Origin of the sequence: Bifidobacterium [indicum] DSM 20214 = LMG 11587, assembly GCF_000706765.1 — a bacterium.
In the GTDB taxonomy this organism is placed as follows: domain Bacteria; phylum Actinomycetota; class Actinomycetes; order Actinomycetales; family Bifidobacteriaceae; genus Bombiscardovia; species Bombiscardovia coryneformis.
In genome coordinates this window covers 1,327,518-1,348,122 of sequence record NZ_CP006018.1, presented here as the reverse complement: position 1 = coordinate 1,348,122, position 20,605 = coordinate 1,327,518, and the positions used below count along the sequence as shown (strand labels likewise).

General features: G+C 59.9%; 15 protein-coding genes and 1 tRNA gene. 8 read left to right on the top strand and 8 right to left on the bottom strand.

Features of this window, described 5'->3' with window-relative positions; genetic code table 11:
- Nucleotides 1-47 precede the first annotated feature (47 nt).
- Nucleotides 48-740: a LuxR C-terminal-related transcriptional regulator gene (locus tag BINDI_RS05350; protein ID WP_033490985.1), complete on the bottom strand. Its 693-nt coding sequence runs from the start codon at nucleotides 738-740 to the stop codon at nucleotides 48-50.
- A 124-nt stretch (nucleotides 741-864) separates the two neighbouring features.
- Nucleotides 865-2,088 carry an ATP-binding protein gene (locus tag BINDI_RS05345; protein WP_051875812.1) on the bottom strand — a complete coding sequence of 408 codons (1,224 nt, stop codon included), beginning with the start codon at nucleotides 2,086-2,088 and terminating at the stop codon, nucleotides 865-867.
- Between the two features lie 269 nt (nucleotides 2,089-2,357).
- On the opposite strand from BINDI_RS05345, the gene BINDI_RS05340 reads away from it, so the two are divergent.
- Together BINDI_RS05340 and BINDI_RS05335 are read left to right on the top strand one after the other, a co-directional pair.
- Complete coding sequence (locus tag BINDI_RS05340; RefSeq protein ID WP_158332603.1) at nucleotides 2,358-4,187, top strand: PspC domain-containing protein; 1,830 nt, start codon at nucleotides 2,358-2,360, stop codon at nucleotides 4,185-4,187.
- Nucleotides 4,180-4,866: a Yip1 family protein gene (locus tag BINDI_RS05335; RefSeq protein ID WP_033490584.1), complete on the top strand. Its 687-nt coding sequence runs from the start codon at nucleotides 4,180-4,182 to the stop codon at nucleotides 4,864-4,866. The genes BINDI_RS05340 and BINDI_RS05335 overlap by 8 nt, the downstream gene beginning before the upstream one ends.
- On the opposite strand, the gene BINDI_RS05330 is transcribed toward BINDI_RS05335, so the two are convergent.
- From BINDI_RS05330 to BINDI_RS05315, 4 genes are all read right to left on the bottom strand, one after another.
- Nucleotides 4,856-6,472 carry an alpha/beta hydrolase family protein gene (locus BINDI_RS05330; protein ID WP_158332602.1) on the bottom strand — a complete coding sequence of 539 codons (1,617 nt, stop codon included), beginning with the start codon at nucleotides 6,470-6,472 and terminating at the stop codon, nucleotides 4,856-4,858. The two genes, BINDI_RS05335 and BINDI_RS05330, sit on opposite strands and share 11 nt — an antisense overlap.
- 57 nt (nucleotides 6,473-6,529) lie before the next feature.
- The gene (locus BINDI_RS05325) at nucleotides 6,530-7,174 is read right to left on the bottom strand and encodes a DUF4125 family protein (protein WP_051875711.1); all 645 of its coding nucleotides are present in this window, start codon (nucleotides 7,172-7,174) and stop codon (nucleotides 6,530-6,532) included.
- Between the two features lie 49 nt (nucleotides 7,175-7,223).
- Nucleotides 7,224-9,293 (bottom strand): DUF4037 domain-containing protein, encoded by a 2,070-nt coding sequence (locus BINDI_RS05320; RefSeq protein WP_033490580.1) that lies wholly within the window; start codon nucleotides 9,291-9,293, stop codon nucleotides 7,224-7,226.
- Nucleotides 9,294-9,545: 252 nt separating this feature from the next.
- Nucleotides 9,546-9,619 (bottom strand) — tRNA-Pro (locus BINDI_RS05315).
- 108 nt (nucleotides 9,620-9,727) lie between these two features.
- Between BINDI_RS05315 and lysS the strand changes: the two genes are divergently transcribed.
- The 3 genes from lysS (at nucleotide 9,728) to BINDI_RS05300 (ending at nucleotide 13,493) form a co-directional block, all read left to right on the top strand.
- Complete coding sequence (gene lysS / locus BINDI_RS05310) at nucleotides 9,728-11,386, top strand: lysine--tRNA ligase (protein WP_033490578.1); 1,659 nt, start codon at nucleotides 9,728-9,730, stop codon at nucleotides 11,384-11,386.
- 74 nt (nucleotides 11,387-11,460) lie between these two features.
- Nucleotides 11,461-12,444 carry a 1,4-dihydroxy-2-naphthoate octaprenyltransferase gene (gene menA / locus BINDI_RS05305; RefSeq protein ID WP_081830812.1) on the top strand — a complete coding sequence of 328 codons (984 nt, stop codon included), beginning with the start codon at nucleotides 11,461-11,463 and terminating at the stop codon, nucleotides 12,442-12,444.
- A 308-nt stretch (nucleotides 12,445-12,752) separates the two neighbouring features.
- Nucleotides 12,753-13,493 carry a phosphoglyceromutase gene (locus BINDI_RS05300; RefSeq protein WP_033490576.1) on the top strand — a complete coding sequence of 247 codons (741 nt, stop codon included), beginning with the start codon at nucleotides 12,753-12,755 and terminating at the stop codon, nucleotides 13,491-13,493.
- 124 nt (nucleotides 13,494-13,617) lie between these two features.
- Here the strand turns inward: BINDI_RS05300 and BINDI_RS05295 are convergent, their stop codons facing one another.
- Together BINDI_RS05295 and BINDI_RS05290 are read right to left on the bottom strand one after the other, a co-directional pair.
- Nucleotides 13,618-15,882, bottom strand: a complete 2,265-nt coding sequence (locus tag BINDI_RS05295; protein WP_033490574.1) for a hypothetical protein — start codon at nucleotides 15,880-15,882, stop codon at nucleotides 13,618-13,620.
- A 168-nt stretch (nucleotides 15,883-16,050) separates the two neighbouring features.
- The gene (locus BINDI_RS05290) at nucleotides 16,051-17,064 is read right to left on the bottom strand and encodes a LacI family DNA-binding transcriptional regulator (protein ID WP_033490572.1); all 1,014 of its coding nucleotides are present in this window, start codon (nucleotides 17,062-17,064) and stop codon (nucleotides 16,051-16,053) included.
- A gap of 345 nt (nucleotides 17,065-17,409) precedes the next feature.
- Between BINDI_RS05290 and BINDI_RS05285 the strand changes: the two genes are divergently transcribed.
- From BINDI_RS05285 to BINDI_RS05275, 3 genes are read left to right on the top strand one after another with little or no spacing between them, the layout of a single operon-like run.
- Nucleotides 17,410-18,684: an ABC transporter substrate-binding protein gene (locus tag BINDI_RS05285; RefSeq protein ID WP_033490571.1), complete on the top strand. Its 1,275-nt coding sequence runs from the start codon at nucleotides 17,410-17,412 to the stop codon at nucleotides 18,682-18,684.
- A gap of 14 nt (nucleotides 18,685-18,698) precedes the next feature.
- Nucleotides 18,699-19,607: a carbohydrate ABC transporter permease gene (locus BINDI_RS05280; protein ID WP_081830881.1), complete on the top strand. Its 909-nt coding sequence runs from the start codon at nucleotides 18,699-18,701 to the stop codon at nucleotides 19,605-19,607.
- Between the two features lie 23 nt (nucleotides 19,608-19,630).
- Entirely contained in the window at nucleotides 19,631-20,515 is an 885-nt protein-coding gene (locus BINDI_RS05275) for a carbohydrate ABC transporter permease (RefSeq protein ID WP_033490569.1), read from the top strand.
- Nucleotides 20,516-20,605 lie beyond the last annotated feature (90 nt).

Sequence of the window (20,605 nt, the reverse complement as noted above, 5' to 3'; positions counted from 1 at the left end):
GCAGGCAGATGCGTCTTATCGGTAGGCGCCCGAATGCCTGTCCTGCATCAGACGATGCGGCGGTCAGCCGCCCAACGCGTGAGCTCGCTCCGGTTGGAGAGCTGGAGTTTGCGCAGCACGCTGGAAACGTGGGTCTCCACCGTCTTGACCGAGATGAAGAGTTCGGAGGCCACCTCCCGGTAGGTGTATCCGCGAGCAATCAGGCGCATGACCTCCTGCTCCCGGGAGGAGAGTCTGTCCAGTTCATCGTCCTGGGCGGGTAGGCCGGTCTCTGTGGTCTCGTCGTCCTGGAAGGCCGAGAGGACGAATCCCGCCAGTTTGGGTGAGAAGACCGCATACCCTTCGTGAACCTGGCGGATGGCTGAAATCAGATCGTTGGAGGAGATGGTCTTGGTCACATACCCCTGAGCACCGGCCCTGATGACCGAACCGACGTCCTTGGGCGAGTCGGAAACGGACAGGGCCAGGAAGACGGAGTTCGGCGAAAGGGGGTGGGACCTGGTCAGGATTTCAGCGCCTCCGCCACCCTGCCCGCCCGGTACGTGAACGTCGAGGAGGACAACATCCGGCTGGGTCTCCCGCACCATGAGAATGGATGATTCCACATCCGGGGCCTGCCCGACAATGATGAAGTGGGGTTGGAGCGTGGCGATGACGCCGGTGCGGAACATCTCATGGTCGTCAACAACGGCGACACGTATTGACTGAGTGTCATCCGGCCTGCCGGCGGAGGCATCAATGCCCGGATCCGGACCGTCCCCGACTGTCCTCCGACCGCCGTTCTTTGCGGTCAAATCATGGTTTTCCACAAGCAGAATCCTATCATTCCGTCGTCTGTCGGAGGTCTCGGCCTCCATTGGTCTCTTACTGTTTGCCCGCCTGCTGGCTGGCTGTCGAAAGAGGCATGTGCATCCTCACCTCTGTGCCCCAGCCAGGTCGTGAAACTATCTCGACCGTACCGCCCTGTCGCTTGATACGCCCCACGATGGACTGCCTGATGCCCAGACGGTCCGGTGGCACCTTGTCCATGTCGAAGCCGGAACCGTGGTCTCGCACGAACAACTCGACCTTGCTGTGCCCGGCCTCGCAGTATACCGATATGGGTTCGCCCCCGTGGGTCACCGCATTGACCAGGGCCTGGCGTGAGGCATCGAGAAGGGCGTCCGTCTGGGCGCAGGGCATGGCATCGCCGACGGTGACCACCTCGATTGGCCTTCCAAACGAATCCTCGATCTCGGCGGCTATGTCGCGGATGCCGGTCCCTACCGACCGCTCCGAGGGGGTCCGGTCCTGGTAGAGCCAGTTGCGCAGGTCGCGTTCCTGGGACCTGGCCAGGGTGAAGACGGTCTGGGGATTGTCGGCATGGAGCTGGATGAGTGCCAGGGTCTGCAATACCCCGTCATGCAGGTGGGCGGTCATGTCGGCGCGTTCCTCCTCGCGTTCCTTCAAAGCGCTCTCCCTGCTGAGTTGGTGGATCAGGGAGCCGATCCAGGGTACGGCGACGGCCGTGATTCCCAACAGGAGTATGGCTGCCATCGACATCATGGTCAGCGCCCGGTTGAGCGGGAGGGTGGAAAGGAGGAAGGTGATGACCGAAGCGAGTATGAGGCCCAGGCTGGTCAGTAGGAGGGGGATGCGGAGACCGGAGTCCCCGGTTTGGATCCAGGAGAGGCCGATGCCGGTCAGGAAGAGGAGAGCCGGTATGACGACCGCGGGTCTCACGTTGCCGATGAGCATGAAAAGGGCCAGAAGCAGAAGGATGATGCCCAGGCCTGCTATCAGTTTCGGCTTGGAGGTGTTGCCGAAGAGCCGGCCCAGGACAGTGTGCTGCCTTTCTTCGGGGTGTTGCCCCGGAGTGGAGGTTGTGTTGCCCCGAGAGAGCGGGGACTGACTTTGGGGAGGGGCCATTGCTGCGGCAACCGGGTCTCCGGAGGGAAGTGTCAGCCAGAGAAAGACATACGGGATGGCGCCCACAATAGTCAGAGCCAGGAGGAGGGCGACGATGCGCACCCATCCCACCTTGATGCCGAGATGAAGACTGATTCCTTTGCAGACACCGCAGACCATACGTCCGTCTTGGGGGCGCATCAGAGGAAGCCTTGCAGGATGGATGGGGGCCGGGAACTGTTCCGGATAAGGGCGTTCCTGCCATTGGTATACCTGCTGGGGCGGCACCCCCTGCCGGTCTTCAGGATTCTGTTGCGAACCAAACCGACCTTGGAAGTTCCTCTGTGTCGAGTTCATGCTTCCATTATTTACCGTCGGGAGTAATCAGGGGGGAGGTTTCAGGGTTTTTCAGGGTCGAATCAGGGTGTTTCCCTATGCCCGGGCAGACTTCTTTCTGCTGTAATACAAGTATGAGCGGATATCAAAACAATCGTAACGGGCAGCCCGATGAAAGGCTGAGCGATAAGCTGTTCCGGATGAGCCGGGAATCCTACCTGGTGCGTCCGGATGACAGGTGGATTGGTGGGGTCTGTGGTGCCATCGCCCGGCGTATGGGCTGGAACGTGGCCCTGGTCAGGGCCGTGATGATTCTCTGCATATTCCTGTTCGGGGCTGGTGCAGCCTTCTATGGGTTCGCCTGGTTCGTGTTCCCTGACAGTTACGGAGCCATCATCGCCGAGGACATACGTGACGGGCAGTGGCAGGGTTCCATGGTCGGCATCATCATCTGCTGGCTCTTGGCTGCAGGGGCCTTGGGAATCGGAGTGGCTTCCTTCCTTATTGCGGGACTCCTGCTGTATTGCCTCATCAGATGGAGCAGGCAGGAGGCCTTACGGTATTTTGCCGGCAACGCTGGCCCCGACGGAGGTCCAAACGCCGCTCCTGGGTATGGCTCAGGACCGCTCGGTCCCTCTCCGGCAGGTCCTGGCCCATATGCTCCCGGGCCATATGGTGCACAGGGGCCATACGGAGCAGGTCCTTACGGTTATGGTGGCAATGGTTCCGGCGGTTTCAACCCGGGTGCGGGTGCCTCAAGTGGTAGTGGCCCCGACCCTCGTGGTCAGGGGATTCAGAACCCCGGCCCCTACGCCTTGGGTTCCGGCGTTCCCGGTTGGCAGGGCGGACAGCAGCCTCAGGCCGCGTGGCAACCCCATTCCACCGGAGTTGGTCCGGACCAGCATCAGTCCGGTACCGGTGGCGGACCCGCTTCCCCAGGCGTTCGTGCGGCTTCTTACCCCTCTGCGAGTGCTCCGGCTCCGGCCTATACAGGTCTGTCGCCGGAGCCTCGGCCCCGTGTGCGCAGGCTGCGTCGGAAACCCGCAGGCCCGGGGTTGGTCAGCCTGATGCTGGGGCTGATACTGGTCTCTGGCGGAGTCGTCTGGATAGCTGCCGTCAATCCATACCGCGGCCTCCCCGATACCATACGGATGGCGCTGGTCTGGGCTGCTGCTGTGACCCTGGTGTTGGGAATCACCATCCTGGTCCTTGGATGCATCGGGCGGCGTTCCGGAGGGCTGACCCCGATTGCGATTATTTCGGCCTTGGTGGTTTTGGTTTTGAGTTGCATCAGCATAGGGGTCGGTAATGCGGAATACGCCATTCGCTCCAACCTGGATACCTACCACACGATCCGCGTGGGTGAGAGTGGTAGGAAAATGGGGTCGACCAGAGAGGAGATGGAGAGGTACAGGTCCGGAATTCTCCTGAAGGGTGATGTCGACCACCGGGGCAAGGCGGTCATTGACCTGACCGACTTTGAAAAGAACAATGGCACCCATCAGGTCGAGATGACCGACTCGGACATTTCAACCTCAGGCTGTCCGACCGGTGAAATCCGTCTTGCTGCCTTATTCGCCGATATTGAGGTCATCCTGCCCCAAGGTTGCACGTATTCCTTTGCGCATCCGGGCGACGATCTCCTCAACTACGGACCCGATGTCGAGCCGCGCCTACTGATGAACAGGGACTGGTGGAAGCAGCAGATACAGGACCGGAAAGAGAACGGTCTGGTGCCTTGGTATTGGAGTAATTTCGATCAGGGCGACGAAAAGCACATGCCGGACAATCCGGAGTTGAATATCATGCTTCGGCCGGACATCGGAGGCCACCTCGAGGTCACTACAAGGGGTACCGCCACCCTGCCTGAGAGGAAGACGGTTAACAACGACAACCACCGGAACAGGTACCACGACGACGATGAAGATTGGTACACGGATCAGGGGGATGAGGACGATGAGTGAGCGGACCGATTCCGAGAGGGGTAAGAACGAAATGGGTGCGGAGGAAGTGAAGCCAACCGGGCCGGAAACCACTGAGATGGAATCGACGGGCACAGACCCATCCGAGCTGAATACGGCTGAGATGGGTGAAACCGCAAGGGGTGCCGAGGCGCATCTTGGAAGCGGTGCACCCGTTGATGCCGCCGATAAGGGTGGGTCGGATACCGATACGCTACGTATGGATGAAACAAACATGACCGGGGCAACGGCACCGGGGTCGGGCCCTCAGAAGGCTCCCTTCCAGCCCAACTCCGCTCCCATGTACCGGGCCCCCAGACAGCCCGACCCTGAACCGATACGACCAACCGGGGCAAGCACCCCGACCATCGTTCTGGGGTGCGTCATTTCGCTCTTCGCCCTTGTTTTCCTTATCCTGGGCCTGATTTACCTCCACTACGGGCAGAAGATGACAGAGGTCCTCAACTGGTCGGTCATCTTCCCTGTCTTCTTTGCGGTCATCGGCTGCCTTCTGGTGGTCATTGCCATCATGTACTGGATGTCTGGAGTGTACAGGAGGCATCGAGATTCCAAGGACCTGCGAGGAACAGCCGAATTCCATGAGGACCAATCGTCACAGGTGAGCGAGAAGGACGCTTCGGCGGTCAATCGGTCAGATACCGGGCCCACGGTCAGAAGCTGAACAGCCCCCAGAAGGCCAGGGTGGCGAGAATCATGATGGATCCGATCACGGTCAGGACCAGGGTGAGCCAGTGTCCCCAGCCTGCGGCCAGGTGGATTCCACGGGGCGGCACTTCCGTCCCCTCCTCCTGATGATGCGAAGAGATTCTGGTCACGGCCCGTGTAATCAACGAGGCCAGGACCAGGGGCAGGACCAGGGCCAGGCACCTGAGCCCGGTCCATCCGGCCACGGCCGCCGACGACAGGGGTTCGAGGGTCAGGGCGTGGCGCACCACCCGCAGTGCATACCAGACCAAGAGCCCCATAACCACCAGTGATCCCAGGCCCAGGCCGCATAGTCTGGCGGCGATCCCACTACCGTATCCGGTCGTTCCGGCCCGAGTCCCCTCCGGGTTGCGCTGCAATTTCCGCTTCCTGACCCAGGCTGCCAGGGCCGTCCCGCAGGAAGACAGGAGCGCAAGCAGGAGAAGGACGGGTCCGCCCACCATCAGTATCAGGAGTGTGTTCAGCGAGCGCAGGAGCCCAGGGCTGGTCTTCTGGGGTGCGGCAAAGAGCTGATTGGGGCTGCTTCCGGCAATCATGGGTGTTGCCCACTGGTCGGCTCCGGTGCCCTCGGCAACCCCGTTGATCCAATCCTCCAGGTCGTGCGTGTAATGGGACTCCAGCGGGAGCCCATCCTTGGCCAGGCGCGATCCGGTTCTGATTTGATGGTTGGTGGGGTAATACCGGACGGTCACGTTTCGGTTGCCGGCATCCCGGGCGCGGCGCATGATTTCCCTGGCCCCCTGTTCCACCGGCATGGAGACATCCTCGGTACCGTAGTTGACCAGGGTCGGCTGGGTGATGTGGTCAAGATAGGGGAGGGATGCAAAGTCGGCATATTCGAGACCCAGGGATGAGAAGTCCATCCCCAGGAGTTTCGGTATGACCTTCTTGATGCCCGACGGGGCCTTGATCAGATCGAGATATGAGGTTGCGGCCATGGGCATCTGCTGGCGCCCCGGATAGACGGGGGCGGAGGTCAGGATGGTGTAGGCCACGTCATGTCGGAGGGCGGTCATGATGCTTGAAATCCATGTGCCCTCGGATTCGGCGTATATGCCGACCATGGCCGGGTTGACTCCGGGCCAGGACCTCAGCTTCTCGAAGGACTTGTCGTAATCTCGCGACATGGCCTCGTAGTTCCTGTGCAGGGTGGAGTACGTGTCCATGCGCTTGTCGGGTACCAGGGTGGTGATGCCTGCCGAGGCCATGGCTGAGGCAAGATCTCCGTATACCTCGGAAGCCTTGCCGGTTCCCGCCCCGTGGATGAAGAGGCAGGCCGGTCTGGGGCCGGGGGCCCCCACGGGTTGGCGCACGATGGCATCGATGGCATGTCCAGGAGCCAGCTCGATTTGGATTTGGCTCTCCCGTACCTTATATGTGCCTTCAGGGGTGGTCGGCCCTTTTGTGGAGGCGATGGCCGTCTTCCTGGTGTCGACCTTGATATGGTCCTGGTACCGTTCCACCTGCCAGTTCGTGTTCATGGCCGAACCCAGCTGGACAAAGGCCACCAGGATGATGATGTATGTGGCCGCCAGGACCATCAAGCGTTTTCCGATTCGCACTGGACCAACTTTAGCGAGTCCCTGACCCATACATGGTGCGAGGAGGTCTCGCCCTGCCTAGGACTGCGCCCGCTCAGCCTCATCCAGGCTGTTGAACCCGTTCTGCTTGACTGTGAACAGGATTGTCTCCGCCGTCAGATTTCGCCCTTGGGAGACCATGTCGGCAATCATCCGCTCATACAGGCCCAGGGTCCTGGCTGAATAGGTGCTCAACTCCCCTCGGAGGTAGGTTTCGAACGAGGTGGAATCAGGGGTGTCCTGGCTGGTTCTGAGCACCCTCATCTCCCTGCCAAGTCTGGGGTAGCGCTCGCGGAATTCCTTGGCCCAGGCCACCTGCTGGTCGATGATGGCCTCCTGTCGGGTCTGACGCTCGATGCCCAGTTTCGGCAGGTAGGGGGCGATGTCGCGCCGGTACTGGTCGGGGACCGTGGACTCCATCATCCTTCCGTACTTCTCGGTCAGGAGGTTGCGCCCCGTGGCATCGGCCTGGTTCAGATCGTCGCCATAGCTGGATAGGAGGTCGGCCGGCCAGGTCATGAACTGGCTCAGTCTCATCTGGTGGAAAATCGGCCAGTTCCCCTGGCAGTTTGCAGGGCCGCCCTCGTTGTTGACACCTTGGAACTGAGCCCACTCGTGCCTGACGATATCCTCCCGCAGGGATTGGTCATCCCGCTGGTCTTGTTCGTCGTCTTCGCTTGTCATTCGACGTCCTTTCCGGATTCGCCCCGTTTTGCTGCCCTTCGCGGGTCCCTTAGATGCTGTGCAGGACCGGGTCGGTGCCATGGATATGTGCCTCGATATAGGGGCGCTGCCATTCCAGGAAGGTCTCCTGACTGTTCGTGAGCCCCTCGGCCTGCAGTTCATGGACGATCCGAGCGCAGATGCCCTCTATCTTCTCCTGTACCTGCTTGGCGGCAGGGCCTGCCCCCTTGCCACCCTCGCCGAATCCGGCTCCGCCGTAGCAGGCGGCCGAGGCGAGCCTGAGAACGTCCTCCAGTTCCTGGGTGACCTCTCCCAGTCGGGCGGCCATGAGTCTGCTGAGACGACGCAGGGCCGCGAACTGCCACTTGTAGTAGGGGAGGTAACCGACGGTCAGGGGGTTGTTGACCAGGAAGACCAGGGAGGCGGTGGCCCGAACGAATTCGTTGATGGAGAGCATCGCCGCCGCCCCATCCCCACGTGCCAGGGACCTGGGAAGGTTGTACTGACCCGCCTGGGATATCATGCCCAGGCGGCGCGATATGAGGCTGAAACGCACGTCATCCGGCATGTTCTTGAAACCCTGCCGGACTGAGAGCATCCTGCCCAGGGGGTCGGCGAAGATCTTCCCGTTCGTGGCGGCGGCCAAGGTCGGCTCGTCCAGGAGGAGCCACTCGTGAGGATGATCCTCGGGAGGCGCCTGCCTGTACCCGGTCAGGGATTCGAAGAAGTCGCCGATTTCAAAAACGCCGACCCTCCTGTTGGCCCCCTTGGCCCGGACACTGTCGGTACGGGGATGGAAGCCCATGAAGTCCTGGGGGAGGGCCAGGTAGTCGGCTTCCAGATCCTCGCCAATGGCCTGGTAGTCCTCCTCCGTCAGCCAGATGCAGAACCCGGGTCCGAAATCATGGTCCCTGGAGACGGCATCGTCAAAACCGTAACAGTCCGACCCATGCCCCATCAGTCCCACAGCCATACGACTGAAATATCGGGGGTACCTTTCCTGAATCATGGGTTTGCCGACTTGCTCCCAGTATGCCTTTGACAGGGCCAGACCACTGATGTCAGGTGTGGTCGAAGTCTTGTAGGAATCCAGATTGTATCCGGTAACTGAATCGTTGTCGGTGCCGGTATTCCTTCCATTTGCCAACGGACGTGTGGCAGTGGGGAGGGAGGCTTCGACGGCATCGGGATCCTGTCTGGCCTCCTTGGCTGCCTCTTCTGCCTGCTCTAGGTTCTGACTGGTGATGGTGTAGTAGTCGCTGCCTTTGCCGTACCTGGACTCGATGATTGCCAGGGATTGACGATAGGCCTGTACTGCCTGGTCGAACCGGCCGGCGAAGAATCTGACCTGGGCGTATCCAGCCAGCGCCGAGGCATAGTGGGCGCTCTCCTCCAGATGACCTTGCCGGTAGATTTCCAGGGCTTTGACGGCGTGGTTCGTGGCATCCTGAACGATTGCCTCGCGTTTATCCTCGTGCTTGCCGTCCGTACCCTCCTGGAGGAGCAGGAGAGCCAAATTGGTGTTGGTTGATGCCAGATCCAGGTCTGCTGAGGGATCGGGGCTTGAGTCCTTCAATATGGTCATCGCCTGGCGTAGTTCCTGCTCGGCCTGGTCGAACCGCCCGGTCTCGCTGTAGAGCATGGAGAGGTTGTTGTGCAGGGCCGCCAGTCGCCTATCGTTGGGCTTCAGGGTTTTTGCGGCCGAGGACAGGGCCTGCTGGTAGAGGTCCTCTGCCTGGCCATACTGTTTGGCTGCGCGCAGGCCGGTGGCTGCATTGATCAGTGTGGTGGTCCAGGCCTCGGAGCCTTCGATCCGCATCCGTGTGGCCAGCTCGATGGCCCGCTGAATAATCCACATGTTCTCCTTGTGCCGTCCCTGGGAGCGGTAGAAGCCCATGGTCTCGTTGAGTACGGTCAGGAGTCCTGCGTCGTCTCCGGCATTTTCGGCATCCACCAGGGCCTGCTGGAGGTAAGGTTCGGCATCGTCCTTGGCCTTGCCTGCCTGGAAGATGGCATCCAGACCGTCCAGGAACGCCTGGCTGTCAAATTCCCCGTCAGTCTGCATGTGTACTGCGGAGTCTTCCCCCTGATGATTGTCGGCCTGCCTGTCGTCGACCATGTGGCCTCCCTCGCCTTTGATGACACTGCGAACCTGGCGGTACGTAGAGCAGTGTTCCCATTCTAAAGCCGCTAGCATGACTGAACGCGGGAAACGGACGTTGATTTGGTCACACCGTTGCCGTGGTCTTGTCTGCATCGGTGATGGAAGTGATTACGTGCAGAGGAACGTCCGGTTGCGATTACGGATAGACGCATCAGGGCAAATAAAACGCAAGGGCAGACGATAACCGTCTGCCCTTGCGTGTGTCCGTCGGGGTAGGGGGATTTGAACCCCCGGCCTCTTCGTCCCGAACGAAGCGCGCTACCAAGCTGCGCTATACCCCGTGACAAGTCCTTGATTTTACACGGTGGGGTGGTACAAGACCATTCGGCGTGGCGGTTGGGGCTCATCTATAGGTGCCGTGTATCGGCTTTTGCGTACACTGTTGGGTTATGAGTGAGACTAGCGAAACCACTGAAAGACCACAGGACCAGGAGCCCGGCGAAGAGGGCATGAATACCATCCAGCGTGCCCAGATGCTGCTGGATCAGGACAACGCCATCGCTGCCCGGGTTGAATCCGGAGCCAGCCCCGAAGAGGCCATAGACTCCAGCAACAAGGAATTCGGTCCCCAGGCGCATCCCGAGCAGGTGCAGATCCGTGTGGCCAAGCGTGCGCAGATGCTCAAGGATGGCCTTGAGCCATATCCGGTTCATCTTGATGTGACGGAGACCATCAACCAGGTTCGGGACCGTTATGAAGGCAAGCTTGAACCCGGCCAGGAGACCGAGGACGTGGTCGGCATCGCCGGGCGCGTTCTCTTCCTCCGCAACGGCGGTGGTCTCTGCTTCGTTCAGCTCTCCTCGGGCGACGGTACCCGTATTCAGGGCATGGTCTCCAAGAGGGAGATAGGTGCCGATTCCCTGAAGCGGTTCAAGCAGCTGGTCGACCTGGGCGACCACCTGTACCTGCGCGGCAGGGTGGTGTCGTCCAAGACCGGTGAACTCTCGGTCTTCGCCACCGAATGGGATATCGCCGCCAAGGCATTGCGGCCCATGCCGGCCCTCCACAAGGACCTGACCGAAGAGCAGCGTACCCGCAAGCCCTACCTGGCCATGATCGCCGATGAAAAGGCGCGCGATATGGTCAGGCACCGTTCGGCGGCCGTCTCCTCCCTGCGTCGCACCTTCGACGGGCATGACTTCATGGAGGTGGAGACCCCCATGCTGCAGACCGTCCATGGGGGAGCGGCGGCGCGACCCTTCACCACCCACATGAACGCCTTCGATATCGATCTCTTCCTGCGCATCGCCCCTGAACTCTTCCTCAAGCGTTGCCTGGTCGGAGGCATTGAGCGGGTCTTCGAAATTAACCGTGATTTCCGCAACGAGGGTGCCGACGGCACCCACGCCCCGGAGTTCACCATGCTTGAGGCATATCAGGCCTATGGCACCTACGACACCATCGGTGATCTGACCAAGGAACTGATACAGAACGCCGCCAAGGACGCCTTCGGCTCCATGGAGGTCACCCTGCTCGACGGGCAGAAGTACGACTTCGGTGGCGAATGGAAACAGATCAGCATGTACGAGTCCCTGTCTGAATCCTTGGGTGAGGAAATCACCCCGGAGACAGGCAAGGATCACCTGCGGGCCATCGCCGACAAGCTGGGCCTGGAGGAGGAGCCGGCCGAAAACCACGGCAAGCTGGTCGAGCATCTCTGGGAGCACTTCTGGCAGGACAAGCTGTACGAGCCCACCTTCGTGCGGGACTTCCCCGTAGAGACCTCCCCTCTGGTCAAGGCCCACCGAACCAAGAAGGGCGTCGTGGAGAAGTGGGACCTCTACGTGCGCGGGTTCGAATTGGCGACCGGATATTCCGAGCTGAACGATCCGGTGGTCCAGCGTCAGCGCTTCGTAGAGCAGGCCAAGATGGCGAGCCAGGGCGATGTGGAGGCCATGGATATCGACGAGGACTTCCTGGAGGCTCTGGGTGTCGGTATGCCGCCGGCCGGGGGTATGGGCATGGGTATCGATCGGCTTCTGATTGCTCTGACCGGTGCCTCCATCCGGGAGACCATCACCTTCCCCCTGGTCAAGCCCCTGGCTTGATTCGTCCCACCGGCGCGACCGGCGGATACAGCTGGGCCAGGTTTGTGGCAATTGCCAATGCATGAGGAGTTGCGATGAATACAAGATTGTGGATTAACGGTATGAGGCCCAAGACCCTTCCTGCCTCGGTGGCGCCTGTCTGTGTGGGCATGGCCGCCGCTCTGGTGGTCCGGGCCCGCCTTCAGGAGCAGTGCAACAGTGGCTGTTCGGTCACCCCTCCCGATCCCAATCTGATTCAGGCCACTCCCGGCAGGATTGCAGTGGTCTTCGTCCTGCTCGTCTTCCTGGCCCTGTCCATGCAGATTGCCGCGAACTTCTCCAATGACTATTCGGATGGCATACGCGGAACCGACGAGAATCGCGGGGCTGCCGAGGCGGTCTCAGGGAAGCCCCAACGCCTGGTCGCAGCAGGGGTGGATCCCCGGAAGGTCCTTCGAGCCACCCTGATCGCTGCTGGAATTACCTGTGTCATGGGGCTGGCTGTCATGGCCATCACCGGTCATTGGTGGATGATTCTGGTGGGCATCTGCTGTCTGGCTGCCGGATGGTTCTATGTCGGCGGCAAGCACCCGTACGGATACCATGGCCTGGGTGAGCTCAGTGTCTTCATCTTCTTCGGGCTGGTGGCAACCCTGGGTACCGAGTACTTCATCATCGGGTCCGTGGACCTGACCGGAATCCTGGCTGCCTGTGTCTGCGGGCTGAACTCCGTGGGCCTGCTCATGGTCAATAACTATCGCGACATCGACTCGGACCGGGAGGCCGGCAAACACACGTATGCGGTCCTGGTGGGAAAGAGGATGGCGCGTATTTCCCTCTATCTGGTCTATGCAATCAGCATTCTGATTTCCCTGGTCCAGTTCGTCACGATTTCCTGGACCTTCGGCACGGTTTCCGTCCCGGCTGTCATCATCGTCATCCCCATCGCGGCCTTCCTCCTCCTCATTTGCATGAAGTTCGCCAAGGGGCATCAGTCCAAGGCCTCTGTGCTGGCAGGCAAGGGAACCTTGGTGTCGGCTCTGTGCTGGACTGTCGGGCTTCTTCTGGAACTGGTGTGACTCTCAGCCGACGAGTGGTAGGTCTTTGAACCGTCGGTAGCTCTGTGACAGGTTGCGTTGCAGTGCTCCGCCCGTCTTGTTGGCGCCGCACTGATTTGGATGGTCGACTGCGGCGACACTCAACCACTGGGGCCGGGCGATTTCGGGATATCGCCCGGCCGATAGGCCCTCTGATGAGATGTCTCATTCTCCCGCGATATGCCGTGTACTCGGGAGAACCTCGGTAATCCCCTCCGCTTGTTTCAGGAAGGGGAGCAGGTTGAGATAAACCTGGTCGGGAGTCCCACTCAAGTCTTAGACTCTTGTATATGACTTACAAACTAGTACTGCTCCGGCATGGCCAGAGCGCATGGAACAAAACCAATCAGTTCACCGGTTGGGTGGATGTCCCGCTGACCGAGCAGGGTGAGGCTGAAGCCAAGAAGGGCGGCAAGCTCCTCAAGGACAAGGGTGTTCTGCCTGATATCGTCTTCACCTCCCTCCTGCGTCGCGCCATCAACACCGCTAACATCGCCCTGGATGAGGCGGACCGTCTCTGGATTCCCGTCAAGCGCGACTGGAGGCTGAACGAGCGTCATTACGGAGCCCTGCAGGGTAAGGACAAGAGCGAGATTCGCGAAGAGTACGGCGATGAGAAGTTCATGCTCTGGCGTCGCTCCTATGCCACCCCTCCGCCCGAGATCGATCCGGACGACAAGTACTCCCAGTCGCATGATTCCCGTTACGCAGGCGATCCCGTGCCTCGTGCAGAGGCTCTGGCCAACGTGGTCACGCGCGTCACCCCGTATTGGGAGAGCGATATCGTTCCCGAGCTCAAGACCGGCAAGACCGTCATGATTGCCGCCCACGGCAACTCGTTGCGGGCCATCGTCAAGATGCTTGACAACCTGACCGAGGAAGAGATTGCCAAGGTGAACATCCCCACGGCCATCCCCCTGCTCTACGAGCTGGATGAGAACTTCAAGCCCATCAAGCCCCGTGGTGAGTATCTGGACCCGGAGGCGGCCGCCGCCGGTGCCGCTGCCGTCGCCGCCCAGGGCCAGAAGTGATTCTGAGTCGGTAATTCAGTCCGGCCTGGTATCACCAGTCCACATAAAAGGTGGTGCCCCCTCAATGAGGGGGCACCACCTTTTATATACCGGGCGAGTCTGGTGTCTTCCCGATGCCCGGTGATTATCTGGTCCTGATCTGCAGGTTGATGCTTGTCCCGGGGGCGACTTTCTCTTCCACTCTGACGGCGGACCCGTCATGCAGGTGGAGCACGCTGGCCTGGTATCGTCTGCTCTCGCCATTCAGCGTCACATCTTCCAGCATGGTGTTTGGTTGCATGGCGATCTGAAGGCTGACATGGAGGGTTTCGTCGGTCCGGTTGGTGAAATGGAGGGTGTTCCCATCCTGTCCGAAGTCGATTGTCCCCCCGCAGAAGGCCAACCCCTCCCAGGTGAAGCTCCCCCATGGCGTATAGGGGGCCACCTTGATGCTGCGGGTATCCTGGTCGCGCTCGATGCCCATGATGTCGTGGAGGAAGAAGCTGACGAATTCGCCGGCGCACCAACCGCACTTGCCCAGACCGCGCTTGACTCGGGTCGGGTCCTGCTCGGCATGTTCAAAGGGCCACCACCAGAATGAGCCGTCCAGGTCGGTGGTCTTGCGCAGTTCGAGCAGGCTCCGATTGAGCTCCTCCCGGGTGTTCGCCCGGCAGAGGCCATGGATGTGACCGGGATAGGTGATTCCATTGCTGTCATCGAAGTCCCAGAAGTCGATTCCTCCGGTAACTGGGGCGTAGTAGGGGTCGCTGGTGCTGTGGGCCCAGATGGCGTGATTGCGGATTCGTTCGTCGTCGCGGCTGGCGAACCCATAGACCGATGCCAGGGTCAGGTCGCTCTCCTCCCCATCATGGACACCGATGATGGTTCCATCCTCGTTGGCTCCTTCCACGTACATGGGCATGCCGTCGATGGTTTGGACACACTCGTCGTTCAGTGACCGGCGAAGTTGGTCCGCTATGTCGTCCAACTGCTCAGCCTGGTCTTCGTCCAGGAGGTCGGTGAAGTCCTCGGCCATGGCTTTGGCCGCCTTCCAGGCCAGTATGTTGGATCCGGTGTGGTAGTCGCCGCGAGAGGGTCCATCCGAGATATACAGAGTCTCATAAAGGCGTCCGGGTGCTGGTCGCTTTGCAATCAGGTCCGAGGCGAGTCTGCGCACGTAGTCGGAGAACACCGCTTGGTTGACTTGGAGGGCCTTTGCCCCGTGCCGGTGCGTCAGCATCGAGGCCAGGATGACGGCCAGGCAAGAGTTACCCAGAGAGTGTTCGAATCCGCTGGCATCCGGATGCATTCTGGCCTCGCGTTCCCAGGCCTGCTCTGGTATGCCGTATTGGGCCAGGAACTCAATCATCGGGTTGGCCAGGTCTGGATTGCTGTCGACCAGCCCCATGGCGCAATATCCGAAGTCGCGGGTCCACACATCCGGGAGCGGGTTGGCGTTGGATCCCCAGAACGAGCCGGCAGCCCGCCCGTCGTCAAGGAGCAGGAGACTCTGCCGGGCCAGTTCGGCTGAGCGGGTCACAAGTTCGCCGTACCAGGGATCCTCGGGAATGGTCATCCTTCCCAGGTGGTTGCGCCGGACGGTCAGGGTCTCTTCAAGGGCCTTCCGGCAGTCTTGGACGCTTGCATACGTGGTTAGATTCCTCCGGTCTTCGGAGAAATCGAGGACGGCAGCCACGTCCTGGCTCTCACCTGCTTCCAGATGGATCCTTCCGGTTCCTTGAAGGGGTATGTCAGGTTTTGAGGCATCCCGGTCGATACGGTCCTGGCTCTTCGGGTGGTCGTCCAGGAGATTGACCGACAGGGGGAGGGGAGCCGTTCCGTCCTTTCCTTGAACGGAGGTGAGGGTGGACAGGTCCACGTCCACCGGCCCACTGCCCTTGTTGGTCAGCCTGCACAGCTGGATCATGCTCAGGGGCCGCCGCCCGCCCTGCTGCGGCACGAAGACCGTGGTCCGACTGTGAAGGCCGTCGATGCTTGCGTCGAAAACGGGAATGAGGTCATCAATGAAGGAGAGTGCGGGGGACTGGCTCCTGCGGCCATGGCAGGAGACCTGCAACCCCATGTGTCCCTGGCAGAATGCCATTTTCTTATATACGTAGACACCGGGAATGGTCTTGCCTCGTACGTCATCGAGTCCGACCGCGGTAACGGCTCTTCTGACCTGACCGCTCCTGTCCAGGGCGGCCAGGAGTCGGTTGTTGGACACATCCACGCTGAAGGGGTAGTCGGTGAACCTGCCCAGGTCGCACTCCATGACCATACCGTCGGGCCATTCGAGACCGGCTGCGGCGAAGAGGCTGGTCCTGTTTCGTGCCGCCCCTTTCCGGTCGTATCCCATCAGAGAGATATCGGCGGTGGTTTCCTGGGTTTCCGGGGTTGGAACCGGCATCAATTGCTCCTTCCAGCAAGAGTGTGGAAAGTCCGTATCGCGCCGGGCATCGATCCTTGGCCGGCACACGTTCCAGGAGTCCCCTCATTGCGGATTCCTGCTTTCCTCAGCCAATGATAACGTATACATCGATAAAATCAAACGTCGGGATGACCTGACGGATACCTGTCAGTGTTCCGGGGGTGCCGTGGTGCTGCGGACAGCCAGGAAGGAGGGTTGGATCCGTACGCTCTCGGAGGGCTCCTGACCAGCGAGCAGTCCAAGGAGGGTAGTGGCCGCTGACCGTCCCATTTCGTAGGGGTCCTGGTGAATGGTGGTCAGCCCGATCTCGCGAGCATAGGTCGAATCGTCGAATCCGACCACCGACATGTCCCGGGGCACCATCCAGCCTGAGCGTTGCATGCAGAATATGAGTGGGAGGGCGTATTCGTCGTTCATGCAGATTACGGCCGTGGGGGGTCGATTCATCCTGGACAGCTGGGAAAGGGCGTAATCCGCCCGCGTCTCGTCCTTGGGCGCATGGATGACTGTGGGTTCCACCTGGTCGCCGAGCTTGGAACACGAGGAAAGAAAAGCCTGGAGTCGAGCACGGCCGTTCCACTTGAAGGACTCGGTATCCGGGTCCAGGCATACGTAGGCAATGCTGCGGTGTCCCTGGTTGAACAGGTGGTTGACAACCAGTTCCATGCTGCTGGTCTCGTCAATGCCGACCGTTGCAGAGAACTCCGGAATCGGCTCGGTGTTGATTCCCAATAGGGGGATGCCGGTCGTTGCCAGTTTGTCCGCTTCAGTGTGGGATATCTGGAAGGACACGACCATGACGGCATCAGCGTTGCGTTTGATGGACATGTCGGAGAAGAAGGCGTGACGCTCCTGAACATCGGATACGGCATAGAGGGGTATGTCGTACCCCTCGTCATGGAGGATGGAGTTCAGTCCCGCCAGGACGTGGGAGTCGTACCAGGAGTCCAACTCCCCGCCTGTCAGGAAAGCGATTCGTGATGACTTCCCCGATTTCAGGGCCGATGCGGATCTGGATATGGTGTAGTCAAGTTCCCGGGCGGCTTCGAGGACCTTCTTCCTGGTTTCCGGAAGCACCTTGTCGGGGAGGGTGAAGGTCCGGGAGACTGTGGCTATGGAGACCCCGGCCCGTTCGGCCACGTCCTGTATGGATGCTCCCACGATGCCCCCTCCATTCCCCCGCTCAGGCTTGCAATACCAAGGGAATACTATCATGGGGAGCTATGTGAGTGGATACGTATACATAGAATGCCTGGTTTTTAGTCAGCGCTCATCTCTTTCCCCGTAGCGCGAGTTTTGGTAGAGCGCTGATTTTAAGCCATTCCATCGTGACGACCTTATAAGGCTCTGATGTGCTTGCCAATCGCAGAAGCGGGTGCTAACGTTTACATCAACAATCGGGGTGCCAATGGCGGTTCAGGTGTTCACCATCCCGATGGGTTGCAATCGCAAGTCGAACTTCGGCATCAATCCAGGCCGGTTCGGACGGGCAGAGGAGAACTGTCAATGAAGATAAAAGAGAACAAGCTGATGCGTGCCATTACCGTGGGGCTTGCCGTGGTGGTTCTGGCACCCCTGTCTGCGTGTGCCGGCTCGGGAGGGGGCGAAGTGACAACCCTGAGCTTTTTCCAGACCAAGCCTGAAGCAGTGGAGGACTACTCCAGAATCATCGCCGATTTCGAGAAGTCGCACCCGAATATCAAGGTGGTGCAGAATCAGGTCTCATCCGCAGATACGGCTCTGAGGGCCCTCCTGGTCAAGGACCGCACCCCCGATGTCATAGCTCTGAACCCAAATGGAAGCATGGGTAAGATGGCCAAGGCCGGCGTCTTCTATGATTTCAGCAAGACTTCGATCGCCCCACGGGTGCGGCCGGCCATGCAGTCTGTGATTAACGGGCTGGGGCGCGACGGTGGGCAGATCAATATGCTTCCCTACGCAGGCAACGTCTGCGGCATCACCTACAACATCGATATTTTCAAACGCTACGGCATTGAGGAACCACGTACCTGGAAGGACCTTGAAAATGCCGTGACCGTGCTGGAGGCCAACGGAGTGGCTCCCTTCATCGGCACCCTTGGCGACCCCAACCGTGTTTCCACGCCCTTCGACGGCCTGGCACCTTATTACGACAATGACGGGTTCTGGGACAAGATGCGTGACGAGGGCAGGAGTGTGGGACCGGATTCACCCGTCTCCTTCGAAAAGAACTTCAAGCCTCTGTTGGAACGACTCCATTGGATATACCAGCACTCGACCAATGATGTCAGAACCATGACATACGAGGACGGCAACTCGGCCTTCGCCAGGGGCGAGGGGGCCATGCTCCTGGCCGGGAACTGGTCCATGGCCCCGGTCACGCAGATCAACCCCAAGATACATATAGGCTTTTTCCCCTATCCGACGGACGACGCCAGGGATGCCATCCTGGTCTCGGGAGGGGATGTGGCCATCACCATGGGTGCCGATCCCAAGCATGAGAAGGAATCAATGGCCTTCATCGACTATCTCTTCTCCGATGAGGTGCAGCGCAGATTCGTCAAGTCCCAGCAGCTCATCCCCTCCCTCTCGTCCATTCCGGTCGATGAGGTCCCTACCCTGAAACCGGCGCAGTACTGGATCGATTCCGGCAGGATCAAGGGGTATGCGGATCATCAGATACCCTCAAGCATCAGTTACAACCCCATTCTGAACAAGGCCATGCTGGATGGCGACCTTGATTCGGCCCTGTCCACACTCGACAAGGAGTGGGGCAAGGTCGCGGCCAGGACCATCGAGTGAGCGGAGGCAATCCCATGACTATGACACAGGCTCGACCCGCAGTGGGCGGGGGTACGATGAGGCGCAAGCGCCGCAAACTGGCGGAGGCAACCTATTATTGGATGGTCTGGCCCTTTGTCATTCTGTTCGCCATCTTCCACACCATCCCCATGCTGGCCGGCATCTTCTTCAGCTTCACGAACTATGCCGGCTACGGCAAGTGGCGCATGGTAGGGTTCTCGAACTACATCAACCTCTTCGGGGACGACAGGGTTATGCACTCCTACCTGTTCACCATATTCTTCTCCTTGGTGGCCACGATACTGACCAATGTCATTTCCCTGGCGGTCGCCCTGGCCTTGAATGCCAAAATCAAGGCCAGGAACTTCTTCAGGGGGATATTCTTCATACCCTACGTCCTGTCCATGCTCATCATCGGCTATGTCTTCCAGTTCTTCTTCTCCAAGTCGGTGCCGAGGATATTCTCTTCGATTCCCCTGCTCAGGGACAACATCCTGACCAACGAGCACTGGGCCTGGATTCCCATCGTCATCGTGACGGTCTGGCAGGCCTGTGCTTTCGCCATCATCATCTATCTGGCGGGTCTGCAGACCATACCCGAGGACCTGTATGAGGCCGCCTCGCTTGATGGGGCCACGGGGTTCAAGGCCTTCAAGTCCATCACCCTGCCCCTGATCATGGGGTACGTGACCATCAACGTGGTGCTCAACATCAAGAACTTCATGCAGGCCTTCGACCAGATAGTCGCCCTGACCGATGGAGGGCCTGGCATGGCCACCGAGTCCGTGACTTTGCAGATATACCAGGGAGGGTTCACGGGAGGGGAATTCGCCTACCAGTCCGCCGATGCCGCGATTCTCTTCCTTATTATCACGGCCCTCTCCTTTATCCAGCTCCGTTACCTTAATCCGAAGGAGGATTAAGAGCCATGACCGCCAGTCAAGTTATGAACTCAGCCCCGGCACAGTCGACCGATGCGTCGCCTCATACCGGAAGAAGCTTCGGCAGGCGCCTCCACGGTGTCAATTGGTGGTTGACGGCCCTGGTTGCCGTTTGCTCCCTGACCGTTCTGGTGCCGCTTTATTTCGCTGTTGCCATTGCCCTGAAGAGCCCTGAACAGTTGGCCCAGGGAACCGGCTTCGAGTGGCCGAACCCGGTGCACTGGAGCAATTTCGCCGAGGCCTGGGAGCGGACCAACTTCCCCAGCGCCCTGCTGAACACGGCACTGATAACGGTTTGCTCTGTGGTTCTGACCCTGCTGACCAGTTCCGTATTGGCCTATGCTCTGGCAAGAAACATGCACAGGCCGTTCTTCAAGATCGTCTACTACTACTTCCTGGCAGCCATGTTCATCCCCTTCCCGATCGTCATGTTGCCGGTCGTGAAAGAGACGGGTCTGCTCGGGTTGGACAATCAGGCCGGACTGATTGTGCTCTATACCCTGTATGGGTTCTCGATGAACATCTTCCTCTACACGACCTATCTGCACTCCATTCCCATGGAGCTGGAGGAGGCCGCCCGGGTTGATGGCGCCTCTACCTGGCGGGTCTTCAGGCAGATCATTTTCCCCCTCCTGATGCCGATGAACGCTACGGTGGGCATCCTGACCTGTGTCTGGGCATGGAACGACTTCATCATGCCCTTGGTGGTGCTGACGGACCCTAGCGCAAGAACCCTGCCGCTGGCCCAGTACGTCTTCCAGGGTCAGTACAACACCAACTACACCGTGGCATTTGCTTCCTATCTGATGGCCATGGCGCCACTGCTGCTTGTCTATATCTTCTCCCAGCGGTGGGTCATCTCCGGTGTGGTTCGCGGCTCCGTCAAGTAGCCGGATGGTTTGACCGGTGGTCCTTTTTATCAGTAGAGCTGTCCGACACCAGGGTGCCGGACAGCTCTGATTCATGCATCGATTGTTTTA